Annotated in this window: 23 protein-coding genes; 12 read left to right on the top strand and 11 right to left on the bottom strand. The window is 74.2% G+C overall.

Annotated elements, in window-relative coordinates:
* The first annotated feature begins 388 nt into the window (after positions 1 to 388).
* Entirely contained in the window at positions 389 to 922 is a 534-nt protein-coding gene (locus ACEQ2X_RS05200) for a metal-dependent hydrolase (RefSeq protein WP_370324722.1), read from the top strand.
* Between the two features lie 18 nt (positions 923 to 940).
* Here the strand turns inward: ACEQ2X_RS05200 and ACEQ2X_RS05195 are convergent, their stop codons facing one another.
* Together ACEQ2X_RS05195 and ACEQ2X_RS05190 are read right to left on the bottom strand one after the other, a co-directional pair.
* Positions 941 to 2,107 carry a S1C family serine protease gene (locus ACEQ2X_RS05195; protein ID WP_370324721.1) on the bottom strand — a complete coding sequence of 389 codons (1,167 nt, stop codon included), beginning with the start codon at positions 2,105 to 2,107 and terminating at the stop codon, positions 941 to 943.
* A 139-nt stretch (positions 2,108 to 2,246) separates the two neighbouring features.
* Positions 2,247 to 2,462 (bottom strand): hypothetical protein, encoded by a 216-nt coding sequence (locus ACEQ2X_RS05190; protein WP_370324720.1) that lies wholly within the window; start codon positions 2,460 to 2,462, stop codon positions 2,247 to 2,249.
* 147 nt (positions 2,463 to 2,609) lie between these two features.
* Here ACEQ2X_RS05190 and ACEQ2X_RS05185 point away from each other — a divergent pair, with 147 nt between their 5' ends.
* Positions 2,610 to 3,434 (top strand): SDR family oxidoreductase, encoded by an 825-nt coding sequence (locus ACEQ2X_RS05185; protein WP_370324719.1) that lies wholly within the window; start codon positions 2,610 to 2,612, stop codon positions 3,432 to 3,434.
* 96 nt (positions 3,435 to 3,530) lie between these two features.
* Here the strand turns inward: ACEQ2X_RS05185 and ACEQ2X_RS05180 are convergent, their stop codons facing one another.
* Entirely contained in the window at positions 3,531 to 3,734 is a 204-nt protein-coding gene (locus ACEQ2X_RS05180) for a cold-shock protein (RefSeq protein WP_370324718.1), read from the bottom strand.
* A gap of 168 nt (positions 3,735 to 3,902) precedes the next feature.
* Here ACEQ2X_RS05180 and ACEQ2X_RS05175 point away from each other — a divergent pair, with 168 nt between their 5' ends.
* Both ACEQ2X_RS05175 and ACEQ2X_RS05170 read left to right on the top strand, forming a co-directional pair.
* The gene (locus ACEQ2X_RS05175) at positions 3,903 to 4,868 is read left to right on the top strand and encodes a histone-like nucleoid-structuring protein Lsr2 (RefSeq protein ID WP_370324717.1); all 966 of its coding nucleotides are present in this window, start codon (positions 3,903 to 3,905) and stop codon (positions 4,866 to 4,868) included.
* Between the two features lie 129 nt (positions 4,869 to 4,997).
* Entirely contained in the window at positions 4,998 to 6,173 is a 1,176-nt protein-coding gene (locus tag ACEQ2X_RS05170; RefSeq protein WP_370324716.1) for a PLP-dependent transferase, read from the top strand.
* Between the two features lie 10 nt (positions 6,174 to 6,183).
* On the opposite strand, the gene ACEQ2X_RS05165 is transcribed toward ACEQ2X_RS05170, so the two are convergent.
* Positions 6,184 to 6,600 (bottom strand): hypothetical protein, encoded by a 417-nt coding sequence (locus ACEQ2X_RS05165; protein ID WP_370324715.1) that lies wholly within the window; start codon positions 6,598 to 6,600, stop codon positions 6,184 to 6,186.
* 87 nt (positions 6,601 to 6,687) lie between these two features.
* Here ACEQ2X_RS05165 and ACEQ2X_RS05160 point away from each other — a divergent pair, with 87 nt between their 5' ends.
* Complete coding sequence (locus ACEQ2X_RS05160; RefSeq protein WP_370324714.1) at positions 6,688 to 7,977, top strand: ArgE/DapE family deacylase; 1,290 nt, start codon at positions 6,688 to 6,690, stop codon at positions 7,975 to 7,977.
* 19 nt (positions 7,978 to 7,996) lie between these two features.
* Here ACEQ2X_RS05160 and ACEQ2X_RS05155 read toward each other — a convergent pair whose 3' ends face one another.
* Together ACEQ2X_RS05155 and ACEQ2X_RS05150 are read right to left on the bottom strand one after the other, a co-directional pair.
* Positions 7,997 to 10,261 (bottom strand): ATP-dependent DNA helicase RecQ, encoded by a 2,265-nt coding sequence (locus ACEQ2X_RS05155; protein WP_370324713.1) that lies wholly within the window; start codon positions 10,259 to 10,261, stop codon positions 7,997 to 7,999.
* Between the two features lie 59 nt (positions 10,262 to 10,320).
* On the bottom strand, positions 10,321 to 10,908 hold the full coding sequence (locus tag ACEQ2X_RS05150) for a hypothetical protein (protein WP_370324712.1): 588 nt from the start codon (positions 10,906 to 10,908) through the stop codon (positions 10,321 to 10,323).
* A 327-nt stretch (positions 10,909 to 11,235) separates the two neighbouring features.
* On the opposite strand from ACEQ2X_RS05150, the gene ACEQ2X_RS05145 reads away from it, so the two are divergent.
* Entirely contained in the window at positions 11,236 to 12,963 is a 1,728-nt protein-coding gene (locus ACEQ2X_RS05145) for a carbon starvation protein A (RefSeq protein WP_370324711.1), read from the top strand.
* Entirely contained in the window at positions 12,960 to 13,361 is a 402-nt protein-coding gene (locus tag ACEQ2X_RS05140) for a hypothetical protein (RefSeq protein WP_370324710.1), read from the top strand. The genes ACEQ2X_RS05145 and ACEQ2X_RS05140 overlap by 4 nt, the downstream gene beginning before the upstream one ends.
* A gap of 38 nt (positions 13,362 to 13,399) precedes the next feature.
* On the opposite strand, the gene yihA is transcribed toward ACEQ2X_RS05140, so the two are convergent.
* The gene (gene yihA, locus ACEQ2X_RS05135) at positions 13,400 to 13,999 is read right to left on the bottom strand and encodes a ribosome biogenesis GTP-binding protein YihA/YsxC (RefSeq protein WP_370324709.1); all 600 of its coding nucleotides are present in this window, start codon (positions 13,997 to 13,999) and stop codon (positions 13,400 to 13,402) included.
* Between the two features lie 101 nt (positions 14,000 to 14,100).
* Here yihA and ACEQ2X_RS05130 point away from each other — a divergent pair, with 101 nt between their 5' ends.
* Positions 14,101 to 14,478, top strand: a complete 378-nt coding sequence (locus tag ACEQ2X_RS05130) for a hypothetical protein (protein ID WP_370324708.1) — start codon at positions 14,101 to 14,103, stop codon at positions 14,476 to 14,478.
* A 25-nt stretch (positions 14,479 to 14,503) separates the two neighbouring features.
* Here the strand turns inward: ACEQ2X_RS05130 and ACEQ2X_RS05125 are convergent, their stop codons facing one another.
* Complete coding sequence (locus ACEQ2X_RS05125; protein WP_370324707.1) at positions 14,504 to 15,706, bottom strand: lycopene cyclase family protein; 1,203 nt, start codon at positions 15,704 to 15,706, stop codon at positions 14,504 to 14,506.
* Positions 15,707 to 15,814: 108 nt separating this feature from the next.
* Positions 15,815 to 16,756 carry a hypothetical protein gene (locus ACEQ2X_RS05120; protein WP_370324706.1) on the bottom strand — a complete coding sequence of 314 codons (942 nt, stop codon included), beginning with the start codon at positions 16,754 to 16,756 and terminating at the stop codon, positions 15,815 to 15,817.
* A 67-nt stretch (positions 16,757 to 16,823) separates the two neighbouring features.
* Between ACEQ2X_RS05120 and purU the strand changes: the two genes are divergently transcribed.
* The 3 genes from purU to ACEQ2X_RS05105 all read left to right on the top strand — a co-directional run bounded on the left by purU (position 16,824) and on the right by ACEQ2X_RS05105 (position 20,966).
* Positions 16,824 to 17,678 (top strand): formyltetrahydrofolate deformylase, encoded by an 855-nt coding sequence (gene purU / locus ACEQ2X_RS05115; RefSeq protein ID WP_370324705.1) that lies wholly within the window; start codon positions 16,824 to 16,826, stop codon positions 17,676 to 17,678.
* Positions 17,679 to 17,766: 88 nt separating this feature from the next.
* Positions 17,767 to 19,788, top strand: coding sequence for a chloride channel protein (locus ACEQ2X_RS05110; protein WP_370324704.1), 2,022 nt, complete (start codon positions 17,767 to 17,769; stop codon positions 19,786 to 19,788).
* Positions 19,789 to 19,916: 128 nt separating this feature from the next.
* Positions 19,917 to 20,966 carry a glutathione S-transferase family protein gene (locus ACEQ2X_RS05105; protein WP_370324703.1) on the top strand — a complete coding sequence of 350 codons (1,050 nt, stop codon included), beginning with the start codon at positions 19,917 to 19,919 and terminating at the stop codon, positions 20,964 to 20,966.
* Positions 20,967 to 21,001: 35 nt separating this feature from the next.
* On the opposite strand, the gene ACEQ2X_RS05100 is transcribed toward ACEQ2X_RS05105, so the two are convergent.
* Both ACEQ2X_RS05100 and ACEQ2X_RS05095 read right to left on the bottom strand, forming a co-directional pair.
* Entirely contained in the window at positions 21,002 to 21,955 is a 954-nt protein-coding gene (locus ACEQ2X_RS05100) for a S8 family serine peptidase (protein ID WP_370324702.1), read from the bottom strand.
* A complete protein-coding gene (locus ACEQ2X_RS05095) occupies positions 21,955 to 22,512 on the bottom strand; it encodes a GAF domain-containing protein (protein WP_370324701.1) in 558 nt (185 codons plus the stop codon). The genes ACEQ2X_RS05100 and ACEQ2X_RS05095 overlap by 1 nt, the downstream gene beginning before the upstream one ends.
* A gap of 87 nt (positions 22,513 to 22,599) precedes the next feature.
* Here ACEQ2X_RS05095 and ACEQ2X_RS05090 point away from each other — a divergent pair, with 87 nt between their 5' ends.
* The gene (locus ACEQ2X_RS05090; protein ID WP_370324700.1) at positions 22,600 to 23,403 is read left to right on the top strand and encodes a GNAT family N-acetyltransferase; all 804 of its coding nucleotides are present in this window, start codon (positions 22,600 to 22,602) and stop codon (positions 23,401 to 23,403) included.
* Positions 23,404 to 23,458 lie beyond the last annotated feature (55 nt).

Raw genomic sequence — 23,458 nt, 5'->3', positions numbered from 1 at the left:
CCGCCGCCGATGAAGGCGATGCCGATGGCGGCGAGGACGACGCCGAGGATGCGGATGCGGGACGCGATCATGACGGTGGACCTCCTCGTAAGGTCCCAGGTCTCCGGTCTGGTGTGGGGTTGGTGGGGTGTGGTGGAGACACCATCAGCATCGACACCCGGCCGGTCTGTCGACAGGCCGCACAGCCCCCTCCCCGCGGGACCCTCGACCCCACCCGGCACGGACCACACGACCCGGGCCCATCAGCTGGCGTGCACCGGCGTCGGACGTCGCGTGCGATGTCACAGGGGGGCGGCACCCTGCACACCACCCCGTCGCACGGCGCCGCCGCAGGCCCCGGCGTCGCAGGCCCGACGCCCCGACCCACACACACCTCCGGAGCCCCCACATGACCGGTCGCACCCACGCGCTGCTCGGGGCGGTGACGTGGGTCGTGGTGGCGGGCGAGGCCGTGCCCGGTGCCCCCTCCTCCGGCGAGATCGCGTTCGGGGCCGTGATCTGCGCCGGCAGGGCCCTGCTCCCCGACCTCGACCACGTCGGCAGCCGGGCCAGCCGCGCGGGTGGGGTCGCCACCCGCGCACTCGCGGTCGGCGTCCGGACCGCGGCCGGGGGCCACCGCGGCGCGACGCACAGCGCGGTGGCGGTCCTGGCCCTGTGGCTCGGGCTGACCGCGGTCGCGGATCGCATGCTGGTGCCCGACGCGCGGTGGATCGCCGATGCGGTGGCCGCCGGGGCGCTCAGCCACCTCGTCGCCGACGGCCTGACCGCCGGCGGCGTCCCGCTGCTGTGGCCGCTCACCCGCCGGCGGCTGGGCGTCCCCCTCGCCCGGACCGGCGGGTCCGTCGACCGACTGGTCGGCCTGGCCTGCCTCGCCCTGCTCGCGGTGGTCGCGATCCGGTCGGTGTGGCCGGCGCTGCTCTGACCGGTCCCGGCCCGGCCGTCAGCCGGCCGGCTGCTGCTCGCCCAGGGTGGCGTCGAGGGTCAGCTCCTCACCACCGCGGACCACGTCTAGGGAGATCGTGTCACCCGGATCGTGCGTCTGGACGGCGACGGAGAGGTCGGCGATGGACTCGACCGGTTCGCCGTCCACGGCGACGACGATGTCGCCCCGACGGACGCCGGCCTCGTCGGCCGCTGAGCCGTCCTGCACCTGGGCGATGACGGCGCCCGACTCGACGCCCAGCGCGTAGCGCTCGGCGACCTGGGGGTCGACGGTCTGCCCGGCGACGCCGAGGGCGGCGTGCACGACCGTGCCGGTCTCGAGGATCTGGTCGGCGACGTCCCGGACGGTCGTCACGGGCACGGCGAACCCGACGCCGCTGGAGGTCCCGCTGCCGGACAGGATCGCGGTGTTGAGGCCGATCAGCTCACCGTCGCCGTCGACGAGTGCGCCGCCGGAGTTGCCCGGGTTGATCGAGGCGTCGGTCTGGATCAGGTCGCCCAGCACACCGGACTGCCCGCCGAGCGTCCGGTTGGTGGCGCTGACGATCCCGGTCGTGACGGACCCCTCCAGCCCGAACGGGCTCCCGATCGCGATGGTGGGCTCCCCGACGGTCGGTTCGTCGTCGGCGAAGGGCACGGACGGCAGGTCGGTCGCGCCGATCCGGAGCACCGCCACGTCGGTGGCGGGGTCCGCCCCGACCACCTCGGCCGGGAACACCTCGCCGCTGGCGAGCGTGACCTCGACCTCCGCGGCGTCAGCCACCACGTGGGCGTTGGTCACCAGGATGCCCGCGGGGTCGTACACCACCGCAGAGCCCGAGCCCTGCCCGGCCGGACCGGACACCCCGACCCGGGCCACGGAGGGTGAGACGGCCGCCGCGACCTCTGCCACCGAGGGCATCTCCGCCACGACGGGCGCGGTCGTCCCGCTCGTCTCTGCAGTCGGGGCAGTCGGGTCGTCGACGGTCGCGCGGGCCACTGGGACGGCGACGGCGGCGGCGACGACGGCCGCGATGGCCGCGCTCGCGACCGGCGTCCACCGACCCCGGCGATCTCCGCGGCGGTGGTGCGAGGTCGACGGCGGCGGGGGGACCGGCAGCGGTGCGGGTGCGGGCGGGGTGTGGCGCTCGTCGACGTCGACGGGGCGCTCGATGACGGTGGGCATGCGACGAGGGTGCAGCCCACCCCGTCAACGCTGGCCCGCACGACCGCCAAGACTTCGCCACGACCTGCCGGTCATGGCAAAGCTCGTCTCAGGCCGGGCTCACCTCAGGCCCGCTCACCTCATGCCGGCCCGTCCCAGATCAGGCGGCGACGAGCGGCGTGGAGATGTAGAGGCGTGACCCGTCGGTGTAGCGCAACCGGTTCTTGTGCACGTCGACCAGTTGGAACCGCCCCTCGGGCTCGTCTCCTGTCAGCTTCTGCACGGTCTCACCCTGGATGCGGTACCGCGAGCCGGACTGGGTCCGGATGATCCGCGGCGCGTCGGTCCTCTCGGGGGTGGTGGTCTGGGTGGTCATGGTGGTGTACCTCCTGACTGCGAGGACATCATCCCCCCGCGCTCGCAGGGTGTAACGGGCCGTTCGGACGGGGTGACCTCGCGTAGGACGACCCCTGATCGGCCGGCCGGCGGGAATGTTGAGCGCCCGCCCCGCGCTGTACCGCCCATGACCACGATCGGCATCACCGGATCCACCGGGCACGTCGGCGGGATGGTGGCCCGCCAGCTCGCTGACGTCGCCCCCACCCTCATCGTGCGCGACCCCGATCGCGCGCCGGACATCCCCGGCGCGACCGTGCGGGTCGCCGACTACGCCGATCGCGGGGCGTGCGCCGACGCCTTCGCGGGCGTCGACGTCCTCTTCCTGGTCTCGGGCGCGGAGCATGCCGACCGCCGCCAGCACCACCGCAACGCGATCGGCGCAGCCGCCGAGGCCGGTGTGACCCACCTGGTGTACACGTCCTTCGCGGGCGCCGCGCCGGACGCGATCTTCACGCTGGGGCGGGACCACGCCGACGCCGAGGCGGCGATCAGGGAGTCCGGCCTGCCCGCGACCATCCTGCGGGACAACTTCTACGCCGACCTGCTCCCGTGGTTCGCCGACTCCGAGGGGGTCATCCGCGGGCCCGCGGGGGAGGGGCGGGTTGCCGCCGTGGCCCGCGCCGACGTGGCGGACGTCGCCGCGGCGGTCCTCCGCGACCCCGCCGCCCACGCCGGTGCCGTCTACGAGCTGTCCGGCCCGGAGGCGCTCACGATGGCCGAGATCGCCGACCGCGCCGGGGCCGTCATCGGCAAGGAGCTGCGGTACGTGGCCGAGACGGTGGACGAGGCTCGCGCCTCCCGCGCCCACCTGGATCCCGAACCCTTCGAGATGGACGCCTGGATCTCCACCTACACGGCGATCGCGGCGGGAGAGGTGTCCCGCGTCACCGACCACGTGGAGCGCGTGGCCGGCCACCCGGCCCGGACGATCGAGGAGGCACTCGAGTAGGCCCGGGCCTGACGAGCGCGCAGCCGCCGACGACGCGCCCCTGAAAACGACGACGAGGCCGACCAGGTGGTCGGCCTCGAGTGCGCTGAAGGGGTGCTACAGCGGCGTGACCTGCTGGGCTTCGTCGCCCTTGCGGCCTTGACCGATCTCGAACTCCACGCGCTGGCCGTCCTCGAGGGACTTGAAGCCAGAACCCGTGATGTTCGAGAAGTGGACGAAGAGGTCCTCGCCGCCGTCATCCGGCGCGATGAAGCCGTACCCCTTGTCGTTGTTGAAGAACTTGACAGTGCCTTGAGCCATTTTGTGAATCACTTCATTCATTGCTGCCGGCCCGATTGTGGCAACCGGCAAAGGAAAAGGTGTCGGGCCGAATCGCACCCGACACCGGACACGAGCCTATCCGCTCGACGCCGATCGCACACCAGTTCCTCCACAGGTCCGATCGGCCGGGCTGGCACCCTGGGCGACGTGGACGACTTCGTCATCGCGGAGAACCCCGAGGAGGGCACGAGCCTGCCGTACCTCGTGCGCATCCCCCTCGGCCCGGACGGGATCGTCCTCAAGACCCGCGACACCTGGCCGCGGACGTCGAAGCTCTACTGCCACCCCGCCGAGTGGCCCGAGGACCCCGTCGTGGTCGAGCGCGTCGCGGTGCGGACCTGCCGTCGGCGCGGCGCCGCGATCGACCTGGTCCTCGACCGCGGGCGGCACAGCCGGTCGCAGTTCGTCTTCGCCCGCGGCCGTGGTCGCCAGATGATCTTCTGGCAGACCGCGACGGTCGCCAAGCAGGCGCGGCCGGCGGTGTCCCTGCCGACCGCGCGGGCCCACGGTCGGGTGCTGACCATCCTGGTGGACACCAACGAGCGGTACGGCTGGCGCTTCGCGAACCAGCAGGCAGCGGTGCTGCGCCGCAGCCTGCCCGCCGGCGACTACGCCGTCGAGGCCGAGGCCGGGCACCTGGCCGCGGTCGTGGAGCGCAAGAGCCTGCAGGACCTCGTCGGCGGTCTGCTCGACGGCAGGGTGCGCCAGCAGGCAGCCGAGCTGGCCGCGGCGCCGCACGCCGCCATCGTGGTCGAGGACCGCTACTCCCAGATCTTCGCGTTGCGCCACGCCCGACCCTCCGCCGTCGCCGAGGCGTTGGCGGAGCTCGCCGTGCGCGTCCCCTCGGTGCCGGTCATCTTCGCCGAGACGCGCCCCCTCGCGGAGGAGTGGACCTACCGGTTCCTCGGCGCCGCGCTGGCGCACCTGGAGGAGGACCGCGGGGCCGAGGCGCTCGTGTCCGCGCTCGCCACCGCCGGACCGCTGCCGCCGTCGGAGCCGACCAGCGCCGAGATCAGGTCGTGGGCCCAGCGGGCCGGCGTCGCGGTGTCCGACCGGGGTCGGGTCCCCGCGGCGGTGCGCGCGGCGTACGACCGGGCGCACGGCCGGTCCTGATCGGAGCCGTCCGGTCCTGGCATCTCGAGGTCCTGGCATCCCGGGGTCCTGGCATCCCGGGGCCGTCCTGGGCGATGCTGGTCGGTCCACGCGCCGTCGTGCCGCCCGCTCCCGCCTGAGAGGACCGCTGTGCCAGCCCTCGGACCGTCCACCCGCTCCGTCCACCTCACCGAGGTCGTCGACCCGGCCACGGGGTCAGTGGTCCCGCCCATCGCGACGAACTCGGCGTTCGCGTACCCGGACGTCGACGCCTGGCTGGCCGCGGCGACGGGGCAGGCCGAGGGGCACATCTACAGCCGCAACTCCAACCCGACGACCGACCGGTTCGAGGCGAAGGTCGCGGCGCTCGAGGGCGCCGAGGCCGGGACCAGCTTCACCACGGGCATGGCCGCGATCTCCTCGACCCTGCTCGCCCTCACCGGCAAGGGCAGCCGCGTGGTCAGCGTCAAGGACGCCTACGGCGGCACCTACCTGATGCTCACCGAGATCCTCCCCCGCTTCGGGGTGGACTGCGTCGTCGTCGACACCGACGACGCCGACGGGCTGGACGCAGCCATCGCGGAGGGGTGCGACGTGCTGTACCTCGAGACCCCGACCAACCCGGCGCTCAAGGTGCTCGACATCGCCCGGACCGCGAGCGCCGCGCACGAGGCCGGTGGCCTGGTCGTCGTCGACAACACCTTCGCCACGCCCATCAACACCCAGCCGCTGGCCCACGGCGCGGACCTGGTGCTGCACTCCGCCTCGAAGTACCTGGGCGGGCACGGGGACGTCCTCGGCGGCGTGGTCTGCGGCGCCGCCGAGCTCATCGACCGGGTCTTCCGGTACCGCGAGATCGCGGGGACCGGGATGGACCCCGCCGTCGCCGCCCAGATGCTGCGGAGCCTGAAGACCCTCGGGCTGCGCGTCGAGCGGCACAACGCCAACGCCATGCGGGTCGCCGGGTGGCTCGAGGACCACCCGGCCGTCGTCGCCGTCCACTACCCCGGGCTGCTCAGCCACCCGGGTCACGAGATCGCCAAGCGGCAGATGGCCGGGTTCGGGGGGATGCTCTCCTTCGAGCTCGCGGGCGGGATGGCGGCGGTGAAGACCGTCCTGCCCCGGCTGGCGCACGCCTACCTCGCGGCCAACCTGGGACAGGTCGAGACGATCGTCGGCCCGCCGGCCACGACCAGCCACGTCGAGCTGACGCCGGAGGAGCGGGCGGCCGCCGGCATCAGCGAGGGGCTGATCCGCTACTCCGCGGGGATCGAGGACGCCGAGGACCTCATCGACGACCTGGACCAGGCCCTGTCCGTCCTGTGAACCGTGCCGGTCAGCCACCCGGAGCGCGGTCGACCTCGGGCACGTGGACGACGTCGACGGGTTCCAGCACCAGCACACCGGCGACGACGTCGCCGCGGTCATCGATCGACATCGACTGGATCGCCTTCGGGCGCCAGGTGCCGGTGAAGGTCCAGCCGCCGCTCGACCGGGTCCGCACCCAGACCGGGACCGACCGGGCCTCGCGGACGAGCTCTGCCGCCGCCCGGTCGGTCGCGGCGCCGTCGAGCGCGATCCGCGCCGGCGCGTCCGGGTTCCGGGCGATGGTGACGGCGAGCCCGACGATCGGCCCGCCGCCGGCGGCGCGGAGCACCGCGGCCCGGCGCGTGCGGGACCCGGCGGTGGCGAGCACCTCGGCGCGGGACTGGACGGTGCCGGGTGCGGGGAGCTCAGGGAGAGGAGTGGTCATGGACCGGACGCTAGGCAGGACTGCGGGGGCCAGGAACGCCGATGTGCGGAGGCTGTGGACAACCCGCGCTCGCGTCGGGGGCCATCGGTGACCCCCTCGCCCCCGGCGGCGCTGACCGCGGACGAGCAGCGGGTCCTCGACGCGATCGACGAGGCCGCGCTGCTCGACCTGCTCGCCGACCTGGTCGCGGTGCCCTCGGTCAGCGCCGAGGAGACGGCCGGCCAGCGCGTCGTCGCCGACCACCTGGAACGGCTCGGCCTCGACGTCGAGACCTGGGACGTCGACGTGCCCGCCCTGTCCGCCCACCCGGCGTTCAGCGCCGAGTTCGACCGCCCGGAGGCGGTCGGCGTCCTCGGTCGGCTCGGGGGAGGGGACGGGCCGACGCTGCTCCTCGACGGCCACATCGACGTCGTCCCGCCCGGCATCGACGAGGACTGGACCTCACCGCCGTTCACCGCGACGGTCCGGGACGGCCGGGTCGTCGGCCGCGGCACCTGCGACATGAAGGGCGGGCTCGCCGCCGCGATGACCGCGGTGGCCGCGATCCGCGCCGCGGGGGTCGAGCTGGCCGGCACGACGCTGCTCGCCTCGGTCGTCGGCGAGGAGGACGGGGGCACCGGCACCCTGGCCCTGCTCGAGCACCTCGCCGCGGGCCGCACGACGGTCGACGGGTGCCTCATCGCCGAGCCGACCGACCTCGCCGTCGTCCCCGCCAGCGCGGGGGCGCTGAGCTGGCGCATCACCCTCCGCGGGCTGAGCGCCCACGGGTGCCTGCGCGAGGAGGGCGTCTCCGCGATCGAGAAGTTCCCCGTCATCCAGCGGGCGGTCCTCGAGCTCGAGCGCACCCGCAACGCCCGGGAGACCGACGAGCTGTTCTCGTGGCTGGAGCGGCCGTTCGCGATCTGCGGGGGGCGGATCGCGGGTGGGGACTGGCCGTCGTCGGAGTGCGACTGGCTGACCTGGGAGGGCCGCTACGGCGTCGCCCCCGGCGAAGACCTCGACGTCGCCCGCGCCGAGCTCGTCGACGCCGTCGCCCACGCCTGTCAGACCGACCCCTGGCTGTCCGCGAACCCCGCGACCGTCGAGTGGTGGGGCGGGCAGTTCCTCCCCGGCGCCACCCCGCTCGACGCCGCCGTCGTCACGACCGCCAGCGCCGCCGCCGAGGCGGTCACCGGACGCCCGGCGGACGTGCGCGGCATGCCGTACGGGTGCGACCTCGGCCTGACCGTCGGCGTCGGGCAGATCCCGACGATCGTCTACGGACCCGGTGACATCCGCGACGCCCACCGCCCCGACGAGTCCGTCGCCATCGCCGACCTGCGCACCGCCGCCCGCACGATCGCCCTGACCGCGATGCGGTTCTGCGGGACCCGTTGACGGGGGACGGCCGGCCTGCTCAGTAGGCCCGCTGCAGGACGAGGGGGAGGGTGGGGCCGGCGCCGTCCTCGGCCAGCAGCGCCGCGGTGACCGTGAGCGTCCACCCGGTCTGGCGGATGTCGTCGATGACCAGCACCGGGCCGGGCGGCGCCTCGGCGATCGCCGCCGAGTCCACCGCCAGACCCGCGAGCGCGTTCGCCGCGGCGTGGGCCGAGTTGCCCATCCGGTCCTGGGGCGGGGTGTCTCGTGCGCGGCGGACGACATCTGCCAGGTGCAGCCGACCGGTGGTGGCGATCCGCTCGGCCAACGCCGCCGGTAGCCACGGTCGGCGGCGGGACGGCACCCACGTGACCCAGGTGGGCCGCGCCGCCCAGTCCCAGCGGGCCAGGACGGCCACCAGCCCCTCCACCGCCTCGTCCAGCGCTGCGGATACCGCCGGGTCGTCGGCCGCGGCGTCGTCGGCCAGCAGGGCGTCCACGACGGACCGCCACCCGGGGTCCGAGCCGCGGGCGAGCGCCCGCCCCTCCGCCGCCTGGGCGGCACCGGCGATGCGGCCCTTCCGGCCTGGCACCCCGGAGGGCCACATCTTGCGCGGCTCGAGCACGACGTCCTGGCTGCGCAGGTGGCCGAGCGCCGCGGCCACCGTCGCCGGATCGGCGCGGAACCGGGCGGAGGGGAGGTCCGGGTCACAGCCGGCGCACCGGCCGCAGCGCCACCCCGGCGCCGCTCGCACGTCGGGGTCGTCGAGGTGCTCGAGCAGCAGCGCCATCAGGCACCCGCCCTGCGCGGCCAGGTCGGCGTAGGTCCGCATCGCCTCCGCCTCGGTGGCCCGGGCCGCCGCGACGCGATCGATGCGGTCGCGGTCGGGCTGCCACCCGCGGCCGGTCGCGACCCACCCGCCGTCGGTTCGCTCGACCGCCCCGTCGACGTCGAGGATCCGCAGCGCCGCGTCGAGGCGGCCGCGGCCCGCGTTGACGCTCGACTCGAGGCGCACCAGCGACGTCGCGGACCGGGTGTCCAACGCGTCGAGGATCTGGTCGACGAGCCGACCCGACGGCATCGACGCCGACGCGAAGTACCGCCACACCGCCTCGTCCTCCACCCCCGGCAGCGCCACCACGTCCGCGCGCGGCACCCCGCGGCCGGCGCGGCCGATCGCCTGGTAGTACGCCACCGGGGAGGAGGGGAGCCCGTGGTGGACGACGAAGGACAGGTCGGACTTGTCGAACCCCATGCCGAGCGCGGACGTCGCGACGACCGCCTTCACCCGGTTGGCCTTCAGGTCAGCCTCGAGGGCCTCGCGGTCCTCGGTCGACAGGGCCGAGGAGTAGGCGACCGCCTCGACGCCCCGCTCGCGGAGGAACCCCGCGACCAGGTCGGTGTCGGCCACTGTGAGGCAGTAGACGATGCCGGTCCCCTCGACGGTCGGGACCCAGTCGGCCAGCCAGGCCAGCCGCTCGTCGTCGTCGAGCCGGTGGACGGCGAGGTGCAACGACGTCCGGTCCAGCCCGCCGCGCAGCACCAGCGGCGCCTCGCCGAGCTGGGCGGTGACGTCGGCGACGACCCGGTCGTTCGCCGTCGCGGTGGTGGCCAGCACCCCCACCTCCGGGCCGAGGTCGTCGAGCACGTCGCGGATCCGGCGGTAGTCCGGGCGGAAGTCGTGGCCCCAGTCGGAGATGCAGTGCGCCTCGTCGATCACCAGCATCCCGACGGTGTCGGCCAGGACCGGCCACACGCGCTCGCGGAAGCCCGGGTGGTTCAGCCGCTCGGGGCTGACGAGCAGCAGATCGACGGTGTCGGCCAGCACGGCCTCCTCCACCTCGCGCCAGCGGTCGACGTTCGCCGAGTTGATCGTCGCCGCGGTCACGTCGATGGCCGCGGCGGCGGCCAGCTGGTCGCGCATCAGGGCGAGCAGCGGGCTGACCAGCAGGGTCGGCCCGTCGCCGCGGCGTGGGGCGAGGGCCGTCGCCACCAGGGACACCGCCGTCTTGCCCCACCCGGTCCGCTGCACGACCAGCGCGCGGCGACCGTTGAGCAGCGCCGTGATCGCGGTCAGCTGGTCGTCGCGGATCGACGCGTCCGGCCCGGCCAGAGCGCGCACGAGGGCGTCGGCGTCGGGCCGGACCGCGACCTCGTCGGTGTCCTCGGCCTGCCGTCGAGGACCGGTGCGGGTGGACCGTCGGGGGACGTGCCGTGCGGTGTCGGCATCGACCGGGGGGCCGGCCGGCTCGTCGTCGGTCTCCACCGGTGGGGGCTCGGGCAGGGGCGGGCGGTCGGTGGTCATGTCACCACCCTCGCAGGCCGCTGCGACGCCGCCCGCCGGCGGTCCACACCCCGCCGGGGTCAGGCAGACCGGGTCAACCGCCGGTAGGAGGTGTCGCCCGCGGTGGTGCGCCGCCAGCCCGCGTGGCGCGCCACCTCGCGGGCCAGGTCGATCTCCGCCTCCCAGCGGTAGGTCGTCGGCCAGGTCCGGAACACCGGCGCGACCGCGGTGACGACGCGCATGAGCGGGGGCAGGCCCTCCGGTCGCCAGCGGCGGGTCACGGCCATGGCGACATCGACCACGTCGTCGCGCCGTCCGGCGGTCCAGGTCCCGCCCGTGATCGCCGTCCCGCCGACCGACACCGCCCAGCGGCCCTCCACCCGGTCCCCGGCGTCGAGGCGCCGCAGGTCGAGCAGCGGCGGATCGAGCGACAGCCGCGCAGACGCCCCGTCCAAGACCACCGCCACCCCGTGGATCGACGACGCGTCGGCGCACGCCTCGACCGACCCCGGGGCGTCCGGGTCCACGACGGTGCGGTCCGCGCGACGCGAGAGGAAGCACAGCAGCCCGGAGCCGTGCACCTCGTCGTCGAACGCCTGGATCTCCACGCCGTCGTACACCGGGTGGTCGGCGAGCTCGCAGTTGAGCATCGCCGCGATCGGCTCCACGGTCAGGTCGAACGGGCAGAGCAGCTGACCCGGTCGTCCTCCGCTCGTCGCTCCTCCGGCATCCCGCTCAGCTGCGGCTCCACCCACACGTCGTCCCAAGTCGGCGACCTCCTGTCTCGAGCGCTGCCCGCGATCCTGCGCCCGACCCCCGGCGTTCGGCCAGGCCGAAGGGCCCTCGCGGGGGTGGACGGAGGTCCTCGTCCCCGTCCCCGTCCCCCGACGAGGACCCTGGACACCGTCGCCGATCTGCGGTGGACTGGCCGGAGCCGAAGGCCCCCAGGGGCCCGCGACGGGGGTCGTGGCCCGGGGACCGGAGAGGAGCCCGCCATGCCGGCAGTCGTCGTCCTCGTCGTGGTGCTCGGGGCGTTCGCCCTGGGCTACAGGTTCTACGCGACCTACCTGGCCGAGAAGGTGTACGCCCTGGACGACAGCCGGCCCACGCCGGCGGTCGAGATGGAGGACGGGGTCGACTACGTCCCGACCAACAAGCACGTGCTGTTCGGCCACCACTTCACGTCGGTGGCCGGCGCCGCCCCGATCGTCGGGCCGGCCATCGCGGTGTTCTGGGGCTGGGTGCCCGCCCTGCTGTGGGTGTCGATCGGGACGATCGTCGCGGCCGGGGTCCACGACTTCGGCGCGCTCGTCGTCTCGGCGCGCAACGGTGGACGCAACATCGGGAACATCGCCGGGGACATCATCAACCGGCGGGCCCGGACCCTCTTCCTCCTCATCCTCTTCTTCCTGCTGACCCTGGTCGTCGCCGTGTTCGCCGTCGTCATCGGCAACCTGCTGGTCGCCAACCCCGGGGCGGTCATCCCGATCTTCGCCGAGATCCCCCTCGCGATCGGGATCGGCATCTACATCCGCAGGACGAACACCGGGGCGCTCGTCCCCTCCATCGTCGGCGTCATCGCCCTGTACCTGCTGATCGCCGTCGGGCAGGCCGTCCCGATCGAGATCGACGGGCTGGCGGAGTCCCTCGGCATCGGCGCGCGGACCCTGTGGGTGCTGATCCTCTACGCCTACGCCTTCATCGCCTCGCGCATCCCCGTGTGGATCCTGCTGCAGCCGCGCGACTACATCAACTCCCACCAGCTGTTCATCGCCCTCGGGGTGATCTTCCTCGGGCTCACGATCGGCCTGGACACGATCGAGGCGCCGGCTCTCAACTCCGACGTCCCCGACGGGTCGCCGAGCTTCTTCCCGTTCCTCTTCGTGACCATCGCCTGCGGGGCGATCAGCGGCTTCCACTCCCTGGTCAGCTCGGGCACGACCTCGAAGCAGCTGGCCAAGGAGTCCGACGCCAAGTACGTCGGCTACGTCGGGGCGCTGGGGGAGGGGGCGCTCGCCCTCGGATCGATCCTGGCCGTCACCGCAGGCGTCGCGGCCTCGGGGATCGAGGCGGACTTCTCGACTATGTACCCGGACTTCGCGACCGCGTCGGGCGGCGCGGTCGGCAACTTCGTCAACGGCATCGCCGGGTTCGCGAGCCACGTCGGCGTCCCGATCGAGCTCGGCACCGTCTTCGCCGCGGTCGTCGTGATCAGCTTCGCCGCGACCTCGATGGACACCGGCGTCCGGCTGCAGCGCTACATCGTGGAGGAGATCGCCGAGCTGGCCGGTGCGCGCGCCCTCAAGCGGAACATCACGCTGACCACCGCGATCGCGGTCGCCGTCCCCCTCGCCCTGTCCCTCGCCCCCGGCGGTGGCGAGCAGGGCTACGCCTTCGGCCGCCTCTGGACCCTCTTCGGCACGACCAACCAGCTGACCGCCGGTCTGGCCCTCGCCGTGGTCGCCGTGTGGGTCACCAAGGGCGGGCGCTCCGCGGTGGCCCAGATCGCCCCGCTGGTCTTCCTGTTCGTCATGACGGTGTGGGCGCTGCTCGAGAACCTCGGCGACTTCATCAGCGAGGGCGACTGGGTCCTGGCCCCCCTCGACGCGATCATCCTCGGGCTCGCGCTGTGGCTGATCGTCGAGGCGACGCTGGCCCTGCGCGCGGCCCGGGCCGCCGGCGGCGTGTCGGAGGACGCCGAGGAGATCGGCGCGATCACGTGAGGATCATCCTGGTCCGCGAGTGGGACAGCCAGCACACCGGCTCGGGGTGCTGCGGCACCATCGGCGGGATCCACGACGAGCTGGGCGGCGGATCCGACTACGCGCACTGCCGCGTGCTCATGGACCGGATGGGGGCGGTCTACCGGGCGCTGCGCGCCGCGCTCGGGGCCGCCGTCGCGATCGAGGTGGTCGACCCGCGGAACACGTTCTGGCTGCTCCCGGCCCTGTGGCGCGACGCCCGTCGGCGGGGGGCGACGTGGGCCGAGGCGTGGCGGACGGTGCGGCAGGGCACCGCGAACGGCGCGATCGTGGCCGACGGCCGTGTGCTGTCGGTCGGGCCGCCACCGGACCCGGCGGCCGTCGTCACCAAGGTGGAGGGTCTGCTGCGCGCCGGGTGACGGCATCCTCAGCCCTGCTCGGCCAGGTCGCCGGCTGATCACGCGACGGACAGCCACTCCCCGACCAGGCCGCGGAGGCGGTCGACTCCGGTGCCCTTCGCCGTGCTCACCCAGACGACGTCCCCGGGCTCGACGCCGAGGGCCTCGGCCACCTGCCGCTTCCGCTTCTGCCGCTGGGACGACTTGACCTTGTCGTGCTTGGTCGCGACCACGGTGAGGGGGATGTCGTGGTGGACCAGCCAGGCGAGGGTCGCCAGGTCGAGGCGCGTCGGACCCACCTCCCCGTCGACCAAGGCCATGACCATGACCAGGGGCTCGCGGGTCAGGACGTAGCGCTCCATCCGCTTCTGCCAGCGCCCCCGGTCGGCCTTGGACGCCTTCGCGTACCCGTAGCCGGGCAGGTCCACGAGCGTCGTCCCCTGCCGGCCGGGGACGGTGACGTCGAACACGTTGAGGAGTTGGGTCCGCCCCGGCGTCTTGGACGTCCTCGCGAGCTCCCTGCGGCCGGCGACGGCGTTGACCAACGACGACTTTCCGACGTTCGAGCGGCCGATCACCGCCACCTCCGCGGTCGACGCCGGCAGGTCGTCCGGGTCGTCGGCGGAGGCGCGGAACGTCATTGCCAGGGGCGCGGTCACCGGCCGTAGTGTGCCGTGCCTCGCGGATCTGGACGTCGCCGGTCCGGTGTGGTGCGATCGCGTCCCTCGGCGCCAGCCGCCGCGCACCACCAGGGAGCCCCGTGACGACCTCGACACCACGACTGACCCCCCGCTGGGCTCACCTCGCCGACCTCGGCCGCTGCTACGTGCTGGCCGGTGCTGGGATCGGGGTCGTGACCGCGGTGATCGCGGTGGGCTGGCTGGTCCCGGTCGAGCGGGCGATGGCGATGGCCGTCACCGCGGTCGGCGTCGTGCTGCTGGTGACCGGTGGCGGGGTCGTGAAGCTGCGGGGCGTCGGGGACGCCGGCGACCTCGCAGGTCCCGCCGACCGAGCCGCGGGCGACCAGGGCGGGTTCGGTGAGGTGGGGACCCTCAGCTCGCTCGGCGTGGCGCTGCTCGTCGGCCTGCCGCTGCTGGTGGCCGGCACCTGGCTGCTGTCCGTGGCCGACGGCGGCTGACCCCCGGCCGGGGGGATCCAGCCCGTCAGGCGTGCGCGTCGCCGATCGGCATCGCGCCCCAACGGAGCAGGTGGCGCCGGAGGGGCGGGTCGGCGGCCGCGAACAGCGCCAGCTGCGCCCGGGCGACACCGACGAGGTCGGTCCGTGACGACAGGTAGGCGCGCTGCTGCTCGCGGGGGAGGCTGAAGAACCGGTCGAAGAAGTCCGGCACCCGGTCCGGGGGGAGGGCGAGCAGCGCCTCCAGCCCCCGCCGTCGCAGGTGGTGGACCAGCCGGGCGCGGCAGGGCCACAGCACCTCGCGGGCGGCGGTGGCGGCGGCACGGCCGTCGGGGAGGTGGGCCGCGATCGCGGCGACCACGGGGTCGGCCATCCGCAGCGCGGCGGCCAGGCCGTACCCGGTGGCCGGGTGGATGAGCGGGACGGCGGCGCCGAAGGGGATGACGTGCCCGGTCCCGCGGGTGCGGGGGGTGTCGACCGCGATGGTCACGACCTCCTCCGGGGCGTCGGCCGGGACCTCGATCCCGCGGGCGGCCAGCCGGGCGGCCAGCCGACTGCGCAGCTCGTCGTGCGACAGCGCCGGACGGCGGGCGAGCGCGGTCTCCTCCAACAGGACGCGGCCACCGCCCAGGGGGACCTGGTACAGGAAGGTCGGCCACGCCCCGGCCGACGGATCGCGCCCGTGGTCGACCGACCAGTCCATGAACACCGTCGGGAGATCCGTGCGGTCGAGGACCACCCCGACGGCGGTCTGCGCGGCCCGGTCGCCGGGCGCACGGCCGCCGGTGAGGGTCCGGCGGTCGCCGCTCGCGTCCACCACGACCCGGGCGGGGACGGTCTCGCCGGTCCGGGCGACGACGCCCACGGTCCCGGCCGCGCCCCCGATGACGCGCCGGGACCCGACGGCGGCGCCCGTGACCACGCCCACCCGGTCGTCGGACGACAGGTGGCGCTGCAGACCCGGGGTGTCGAGCACCACGTACGCGCGGTCGAGGCGGTGGGTCCGCCGGGCGACGACCTCGACGACGTCGCTGCGAACGGCGTGCAGCGCGGGTGGGAGCCACCCGGGGAGCTCGTCCTCCCAGGCCCCGTACGTCGCCGGCCAGGCGCGGGCGGGGGAGGGGTCGAGCACCGCCGCGGTCAGACCGGACGCCACCGCGCGGTGCGCGAGCGCCCGTCCCGTCGGGCCGGCGCCGACCACCAGAACGTCGACGGGGTCGTGGTGGGGCACGGGCGGATCCTCCTCGGGCGGCGTCACGTGATTGTGCAGGTCGGCCGCCCACGTGGCCGAAGTGCACATCGCTGGGCGCATCCGCCGCTCGCGCCATCCGCGCCGGCGCTAGCCCTGCCCCTCCTCCCACCAGCGGAGGACCCGGAGCGCCCGCACGGTGGTGAGCCGGCTGGGGACGCGCGGGGGTTCGAGCACGAAGTGGTACCGGCCGGGGTGGCGGGCGTTCATCGCCCACGTCCCGTCCGGCCGTCGGCGCGACCGGAGCAGTGCCACGGCGTCCGCCAGCCGGTCGTCGACCGGTGCACCCGCCGATGCGAAGTGCTCGAGACCGCGCAGCAGGTCGTGGTGCCAGCCCGGGGGGAACACGATCCGCTCGTAGGCGGGGTCGACCACCTCGCCGGTGCGGTGGGAGCAGTACAGGCGGTGGGCGGCGAAGAACTCCCGGCCCCGCTCGGCGGCGCGAGCGACCTCGGGGTCCGGTCCCCTCGCCGATTCCCACGCGTGCAGCGCCTCGAGCACGAGGATGGAGGTGTCGAACGAGCCGTGGGTGCTGTGCGTCCGGATCGTCTCGCAGTTCCACCCCCCGTCACCCAGCTGCTGGTCGAGCAGCCAGGTCCGCAGGGGGCCGAGCCGCTCGTCCTGCACGCCGCAGTCCGCGGTGGTGCGGAGGACCAGCGCGGTCATGCACACCTCGGGGTACCGCACGGTCTTGGCGAGGTTCAGCCCGCCGCCGTCGATCCAGCGCGCCCCGTCGAGGAGACGTCCGCACCCCTGCCGGGCCCGGTCGTCGCCGGCGGGCAGGCCCAGCTGGCACAGCAGGAGCAGCGTGTAGGTCGTCGAGGTCCACTTGGGGCTGTACAGACCCTCCCCCCACCCGCCGTCGCGGTGCTGTGCGGCCAGCAGCGCGGCGCCCCACCCCTCGGTCGCGACCCGGGCCCGCTCGACGGCGACGACGTCGGCGGGCGCGTCGAGCAGATCGCGGCGGACCTGCCACTGGACGGCCGGGTCGCCGTCGAGGAGCCAGGTGATCAGGGCTTCGGGTGCGCGCACGGTCGCATGGTGCCCCGTGCGGTCGGCGTTGGGGAGGGCCGGCCCGGCTGTGCGAACATCGAAGGCCATGACCCAGCCCACCAGCTACGTGCTGACGCTCGAGTGCGAGGACCAGCCGGGCATCGTCGCCGGCATCGCGAACGGCATCGCCGACCTCGGCGGCAACATCCTCTCGAACGCCCAGTTCAGCGAGCCGTCGATCAGCCGGTTCTGCATGCGCACCCGCTTCGCCGTCGACATCGACGACCCGACCGAGATCGCCGCGGCGCTCGGGGACCGCGTGACGGCGTTCGGCGCCCACCTCGAGGTGCGGCGCGCCGACCACCGGACCCGCACCGTGGTCCTCGTCAGCAAGTTCGACCACTGCCTCCGGGATCTGCTGTACCGCTGGCACGCCGGCGAGCTGCCGATCGACATCCCGCTGGTCGTCAGCAACCACTGGGACCTCCAGCAGGTCGCGGCGAACTACGGCGTCCCGTTCGTCCACATCCCGGTGACGGCGGACACCAAGGCCGAGGCGGAGGGTCGGTTGCGCGAGCTCCTCGTGGCGCACGACATCGAGCTGGTCGTGCTCGCCCGGTACATGCAGATCCTGTCCGACGGGCTGTGCGAGCAGCTGGAGGGACGGGCGATCAACATCCACCACTCGTTCCTGCCCGGGTTCAAGGGGGCGCGGCCGTACCACCAGGCGTGGGAGCGGGGGGTCAAGCTGATCGGGGCGACCGCCCACTACGTGACCGCCGACCTCGACGAGGGGCCGATCATCGACCAGGACGTCGCGCGGGTCAGCCACTCCGACACCCCGGAGGACCTCGCGACCATCGGCCGCGACGTCGAGCGCATCGTCCTGTCCCGCGCCGTCAAGGCCCACGCGGAGCACCGCGTCTTCCGCTTCGCGGAACGGACGATCGTGTTCCGATGATCGCGAGCTTGCGAGCGGTCATCGGCGAGGCCGGGGGGGCGAGCCCGGCGCGCAAGCGCGGGGGTCGGGCCATGAGCGCGATGCAGCCGTGAACGCGCCCACGAAGGTCCGCGGTCGGATGATCGCGTTCGCACGGCGCGAGCCCGGGCTGCTCGCGCTCGGTGGGGTCATCGGGATCCTGACGGGCCTCCTCGCCTTCGCGTTGATCCAGGTGATCGGGCTCGCCCAGGACCTCGCCTTCGGCGCGGAGGCCTCGACGCTACGGACCGTCCTGGTCCCCGCGCTCGGCGCGCTGGTCGTCGGACTGCTCGTGGCGTACTGGGTGCCGGAGACGGCCGGCGGCGGGATCACCGAGGTGATGCGGACGATCGCCCTGCGCGGGAGCCGGTTCCGCAAGCGTGTGCCGGCCGGGATGCTCGTCGCCTCGGGGGTGGCGCTCGGCACCGGCGGGTCCGGTGGCCGTGAGGCCCCGATCGTCCTCGGCGGCGGGGCGGTCGGGTCGCTCGTGGGCGCGGCGTTCGGCGTTGACGAGGACCGGATGCGCACGCTCGTCGCCGCCGGTGCGGCCGCGGGGATCGGTGCGTCGTTCAACGCGCCGATCGGCGGGATGCTGTTCGCGATCGAGCTGATCCTCGGGCGGCTGTCCGCCCGGTCGCGGCAGGTCGGGGTCCTCGCCGCCGTCGCCGGGTCGGTCACCGCCCGGGAGCTGGTCGGTCCCGAGATCGTCTTCGAGTCCCGCGTCGAGTACGGCCTCACCGACCCGCGCGAGCTGCTCGGCTACGCCCTGATCGGGATCCTCGCCGCGCTGGTGGGGATGGCGTTCCTGCACGGCGAGCGGATCGGCCACGACCTGTTCGACCGCCTCCCCGGCTGGCGTCCGCTGCGGGTCGCGCTCGGTGGCCTCGGCGTCGGCCTGATCGCCCTCGCCGTGCCGGAGGTCCTGGGCAGCGGGCACCAGCTCCCGCCGATCTTCGGCGACACCGAGCCGATCGACACGATGATCGACGGGGCCACCGCCGGAGGAGGGTGGGAGCCGGTCCGCATCCTGCTCACCCTGATGGTCGCGAAGTTCGGCGCGACCATGCTGTCGGTCACGTCCGGGAACGCGGTCGGCTCGCTGCTGCCGACCCTCTTCTGCGGCGCGGCGCTCGGCGGGGCGGTCGGCCACGCCGCCGATCTGCTCGTGCCCTCGGCCTCGCTCGAACCGGGGGCCTACGCGCTGGTCGGCATGGCGGCCGTGTTCGCCGCCGCCGCCCGGGCGCCGCTGACGGCCATCCTGATCGTGTTCGAGCTGACCGGCGACTACGGGCTGGTGCTGCCGCTGATGTTCGCCGCCGGCCTGGCGACGTTCGTCGCCGACCGGATGCACCCCGACGGCATCTACACCGCCCCGCTCAAGCGGCAGGGCATCGTCGTCGACGAGCCCGAGGAGATCGACGTCATGCAGTCGGTCACCGTCGGCGAGGTGATGACCAGCGACCCGCCGAGCGTCGGTGTCGACATGGGCCTCGACGCGCTCCGCCACCGCTTCGCCGAGACCGGCCACCACGGCTTCGCCGTCGTCGACGACCGCGGCGGCCTCGTCGGGGTGGTGACGATCAGCGACCTCCCCGACCCGCCGGTCGAGGGGGAGGACCCCCGGACCGCCGTCGACGTGTGCAGCCGCAAGCCCCTCACCGTGTCGCCGACCACGCCGGTGTTCCGCGCCCTCCACCGGATGGCGGCCGCGGACGTCGGACGGCTGCCCGTGGTCGACCCGCAGACCAGCCCCTCCCTCGTCGGCATGCTGCGGCGGGCCGACATCATCGAGGCCTACCGGCAGGCGGTGAACCAGGGTCTGGGCAGGCAGCACCGCAAGGAGCGCATCGCGATGCGCGAGCTCAGCGGCGTGCACTTCGTCGAGCTGACCGTCGCGATCGGCTCGCCGGCGGCGGGGATGGCCCTGCGGGACCTGCAGCTGCCCGAGGGCACGACGATCACCAGCGTCCGACGCGAGGGCCGGTTGATCGTCCCGCGCGGCGACACCATCCTGTACTCCGGCGACGAGGTCGTGGCGCTGGCGGACGTGGAGGGGCGCGACCAGCTCGATGCGCTGTTCGAGCGCGACTGAAGGTGAGCGGTGGGCGCCGAGGTCGGGCGCGATCGGGGCCTGCCTCGCCGGACGGCGAGGTTCGGCGCGATCCTGAGGTGTAGGAGGCGACGCGGTCGGCACGGGCGCCGGCGGGGTAGACCGTCCTCATGGCCACCGAGACCCACGACCGCTACGTCACCGACTCCTACGAGCGCGACACCGACTACATCACCGACCGGATCGTCGCCGACCCGCAGCGGGAGGGTGAGTGGCCGGTCGAGGCGGACCGCTACCGGCTGGTCGTCGCCCGCGCCTGCCCGTGGGCGAACCGGGCGCTGATCGTCCGGCGGCTGCTCGGGCTCGAGGACGTCCTGTCGATGGGCATCGCCGGACCGGTGCACGACGCGGACTCCTGGACCTTCGACCTCGATCCCGGCGAGGTCGATCCCGTCCTCGGCATCCCTCGATTGAAGGACGCCTACCTGGCCCGCTTCCCCGACTACCCGAAGGGCATCACCGTCCCCGCGATCGTCGACGTGCCGACGGGGCAGGTCGTCACGAACGACTACCCGACGATGACGCTCGACCTGTCGACGGAGTGGACCGCCCACTACCGCGACGGCGCCCCGGACCTGTTCCCCGACGGACGTCGGGAGGAGATCCTCGAGGTCGCCGACAGCTTCTACGAGGACGTCAACAACGGGGTCTACAAGTGCGGGTTCGCGGGCTCCCAGGCGTCCTACGAACGGGCCTACGCCGCGCTGTTCGACCGGCTCGACGAGCTCAGCCGGCGCCTCGAGACCCAGCGCTACCTCGTCGGGGACACGATCACCGAGGCCGACGTCCGGCTGTGGACGACCCTCGCCCGCTTCGACGCGGTGTACCACGGCCACTTCAAGTGCAACCGGGTCAAGCTGACCGAGATGCCGGTCCTGTGGGCCTACGCCCGCGATCTCTTCCAGACCCCCGGGTTCGGCGACACCCAGCACTTCACCCAGATCAAGCAGCACTACTACGCGACCCATCTCGACATCAACCCCACCGGGGTCGTGCCCGCCGGTCCCGACCTGACGGTGTGGGCCGAGCCGCACCACCGTGAGGCGCTCGGCGGCAGCCCGTTCGGTGACGGGACCCCGCCCGGCCCCGTCCGCGCCGACGAGCGGGTGCCCGCGGCGGACAACCCGGCCCTGCCCCTCCTCGGCCTGTCACACGCCTGAGATCTGCGCGGCGGGGCCGCCTACGGACCTCGGGCTCAGATCTTGGATCGGGAGGGCGCGGAGGGGGAGGAGGGGGCCACGCCGGCACGGCGGAGGTCCTGGGTCCCGAACGCCCCGGAGGCCTTGGCCGACGCGATGAGCCGTGGGCGCCGTGCACCTGCGCGCGTCGGCGCCTCCAGGACGTTCGCCGCGGTCGCCCACAGGACGGTCTTGAGCTGGAACGGCCGCAGGTCCGGGTGCTTCGCCTTGATCCGCGCGGCGATCCCGGCGATGTGCGGCGCGGCGTAGGAGTTGCCCGTGCCGACGATGCGGGACCCGCCCCGCCACGCCACCTCGACGTCGACGCCGTGGGCCAGGAACTCCGTCGGCGGCTCGGGGTTGTAGTGGAACCGCTCGGGGTCCGCGCTCAGGTTGCACGCGACGCTCGTGACGGACCCGATCAGCGACGGCCACGAGGGGCGCTGGACGTTGTTCGCGGCCGTCACCACGAACGACCCGGCGAAGTACGCGGAGTCACAGACCTCGTAGAAGGCCAGGGCCCAGTCCTGCTTGGTCGTCCCGAGCGACAGGTTGATCACGTCGAAGCCCTGCTCGACGCACCAGGCGAGCCCGCGGAGGAACACCGCCGCCTTGCCGCTGAGTCCCTCGCCCAGCACCTTGACCGATGTGATCGTCGCGTCGGGCGCCAGGCTGTGGATGATCCCCGCGCAGGCCGTCCCGTGCCCGAAGGCGTCCCGGTGCGGTCCCGGCGTGGCGATGACCTCCCCGTCCGGGTCCAGGCGGAAGGCCATGCCGCCGCCGGCGTCGACGCACCCCTCGAGGTCCGGGTGGTCCGCGTCGACCCCGGAGTCCACGACGGCCACCCTGACGCCCTCGCCGGTCGAGCCTCCCCAGGCCCACTCCGGCGTCAGGTCCCCGAGCGAGGTGACCGCGGCGAGCTCGAGGACCGCCGACTCCTTCGCCCACGCGGGGATGTCCGCCCGCGACATCACCGCACCAGCGACTGCAGGATCGTCGCGACGGTCGCGTAGCGGGACGGGTCGGCCGCGGCCAGTCGCCGCAGCTCAGCCGCCAGCTCGGCCGGGTCGGGGACGTCGCGCATGCCGGCCAGGCGCTCGTCGGCCAGCGCCGCGGCCGCCACGCCGGCGTGGAGGGTCGCCTGCTCGGTGTCGTCGACCCCGAAGGTCCCGTCGATGGCGTCGAGCAGCTCGATGACGCCGAGGACGTGCTCGTCGCCCTGGACCGGCACCGCGAGGACGGAGGAGGGGTTGGTGCCGAGCAGGCTCGCCGTGCCCTCCCCGAGCCGGGGGTCCGCGGAGCCGGCGGACAGCACCAGCGGCTGGCCCGCGGCGACGACGTAGCCCGCCACGCCGTCGCCGATCGAGATCGGTTCCCCGAGCACGTCGGGTGGCACCGCACCGGCGGTGGCGACGACGCGCAGGACCCGTCCCTCTGCCCGCAGCAGCAGCCCGACCGCGGCCCCGGTGGCGCGGGTCGCCGCGGCGGTCACGGCCGTGAGGACGGGGTCGGGGGTCTGGTGGGCCATGCCGCGCGGACACTATCGCGCCCAACTTCGCCGTCAGGCGAAGGAGGCCCCGATCGCGCCCGAGCTCGCCGGTACCCTGCGCCGCTGATGCGGCCCGTCGACGACCCCGCGGAGATCCTCGCGATCTACCAGCGGGCCCCCCACGTCCACCCCTACGGCATCGCCGACGTGGTGCAGCTGTGGCCGACCTCGACGTGGTGGCGGCGGGGGGACGCCGTCGTGGGCCTCCTCGACCTCCCGGGAGGTGACGTCGTCTACAGCGTGACCGCGGACCCGTCGGCCCGTCCCGCCACCCTCGAGCTGCTCGCGGACCTGGCCGCACCCGCGCGGGGGGACCTCCCGGACGCGTTCACGATCACCGGCCCGACCGGGTTGACGGCGGCGCTGGAGGGGGCGGGCTACACCGCCCGGTGGGCCGACGCGTACGACAAGCTGCACCTCCCCCCGGACGCGCCCCTCCCGGACCCACCGGACGACCTGGTGGTGCTCGACCGCGCGGACGTGCCGGCGATGACCGCGCTGTTCGCGACCGACCCCGATGCCGGGGACTTCTTCCACGCCGGCCTGGTCGACACCGGCTTCTACCTGGGCCGCCGCGAGGGCCGGAGCCCCGACGGGGTGCTGGTCGCCGTCGCCGGCGTCCACGTGGTCGAGCCCGGCACCGGGGTGGCCGCGATCGGCAACGTGGCGACCCACCCCTCCCACCGCCGGCGCGGGCACGGCCGGGCCGTCGTGGTCGGCCTGGTCCACCGCCTGCGGGAGGTCGCCGACGTCATCGGGCTGAACGTCCGGCACCGCACCGCCCCCGCCCGGGCGCTGTACCGCGACCTCGGGTTCCTCCACGCGACGACCTACGAGGAGGCCGCGGTCGTCAGGGGTTCACCACGTTGACCCGCCGGCCCGGCTGGCCGGCGAGGACTCGGCTTGGTACACCGGTGGCCCTCAA

Source organism: Euzebya sp. (genome assembly GCF_964222135.1).
Classification (GTDB): Bacteria; Actinomycetota; Nitriliruptoria; order Euzebyales; family Euzebyaceae; genus Euzebya.
Note: the sequence above shows the minus strand (reverse complement) of the source record. Positions and strands in the feature narration are given on the sequence as shown.

Excerpts from the sequence above, each read along its gene's own strand:
- ACEQ2X_RS05195 (WP_370324721.1), bottom strand. The coding sequence starts at position 2,107 with ATGCCCACCGTCATCGAGCGCCCCGTCGACGTCGACGAGCGCCACACC.
- ACEQ2X_RS05200 (WP_370324722.1), top strand. The coding sequence starts at position 389 with ATGACCGGTCGCACCCACGCGCTGCTCGGGGCGGTGACGTGGGTCGTG.
- ACEQ2X_RS05095 (WP_370324701.1), bottom strand. The coding sequence starts at position 22,512 with ATGGCCCACCAGACCCCCGACCCCGTCCTCACGGCCGTGACCGCCGCG.
- ACEQ2X_RS05155 (WP_370324713.1), bottom strand. The coding sequence starts at position 10,261 with ATGACCACCGACCGCCCGCCCCTGCCCGAGCCCCCACCGGTGGAGACC.
- ACEQ2X_RS05090 (WP_370324700.1), top strand. The coding sequence starts at position 22,600 with ATGCGGCCCGTCGACGACCCCGCGGAGATCCTCGCGATCTACCAGCGG.
- ACEQ2X_RS05180 (WP_370324718.1), bottom strand. The coding sequence starts at position 3,734 with ATGGCTCAAGGCACTGTCAAGTTCTTCAACAACGACAAGGGGTACGGC.
- ACEQ2X_RS05165 (WP_370324715.1), bottom strand. The coding sequence starts at position 6,600 with ATGACCACTCCTCTCCCTGAGCTCCCCGCACCCGGCACCGTCCAGTCC.
- purU (WP_370324705.1), top strand. The coding sequence starts at position 16,824 with ATGACCCAGCCCACCAGCTACGTGCTGACGCTCGAGTGCGAGGACCAG.
- ACEQ2X_RS05190 (WP_370324720.1), bottom strand. The coding sequence starts at position 2,462 with ATGACCACCCAGACCACCACCCCCGAGAGGACCGACGCGCCGCGGATC.
- ACEQ2X_RS05105 (WP_370324703.1), top strand. The coding sequence starts at position 19,917 with ATGGCCACCGAGACCCACGACCGCTACGTCACCGACTCCTACGAGCGC.
- ACEQ2X_RS05100 (WP_370324702.1), bottom strand. The coding sequence starts at position 21,955 with ATGTCGCGGGCGGACATCCCCGCGTGGGCGAAGGAGTCGGCGGTCCTC.
- ACEQ2X_RS05145 (WP_370324711.1), top strand. The coding sequence starts at position 11,236 with ATGCCGGCAGTCGTCGTCCTCGTCGTGGTGCTCGGGGCGTTCGCCCTG.
- ACEQ2X_RS05185 (WP_370324719.1), top strand. The coding sequence starts at position 2,610 with ATGACCACGATCGGCATCACCGGATCCACCGGGCACGTCGGCGGGATG.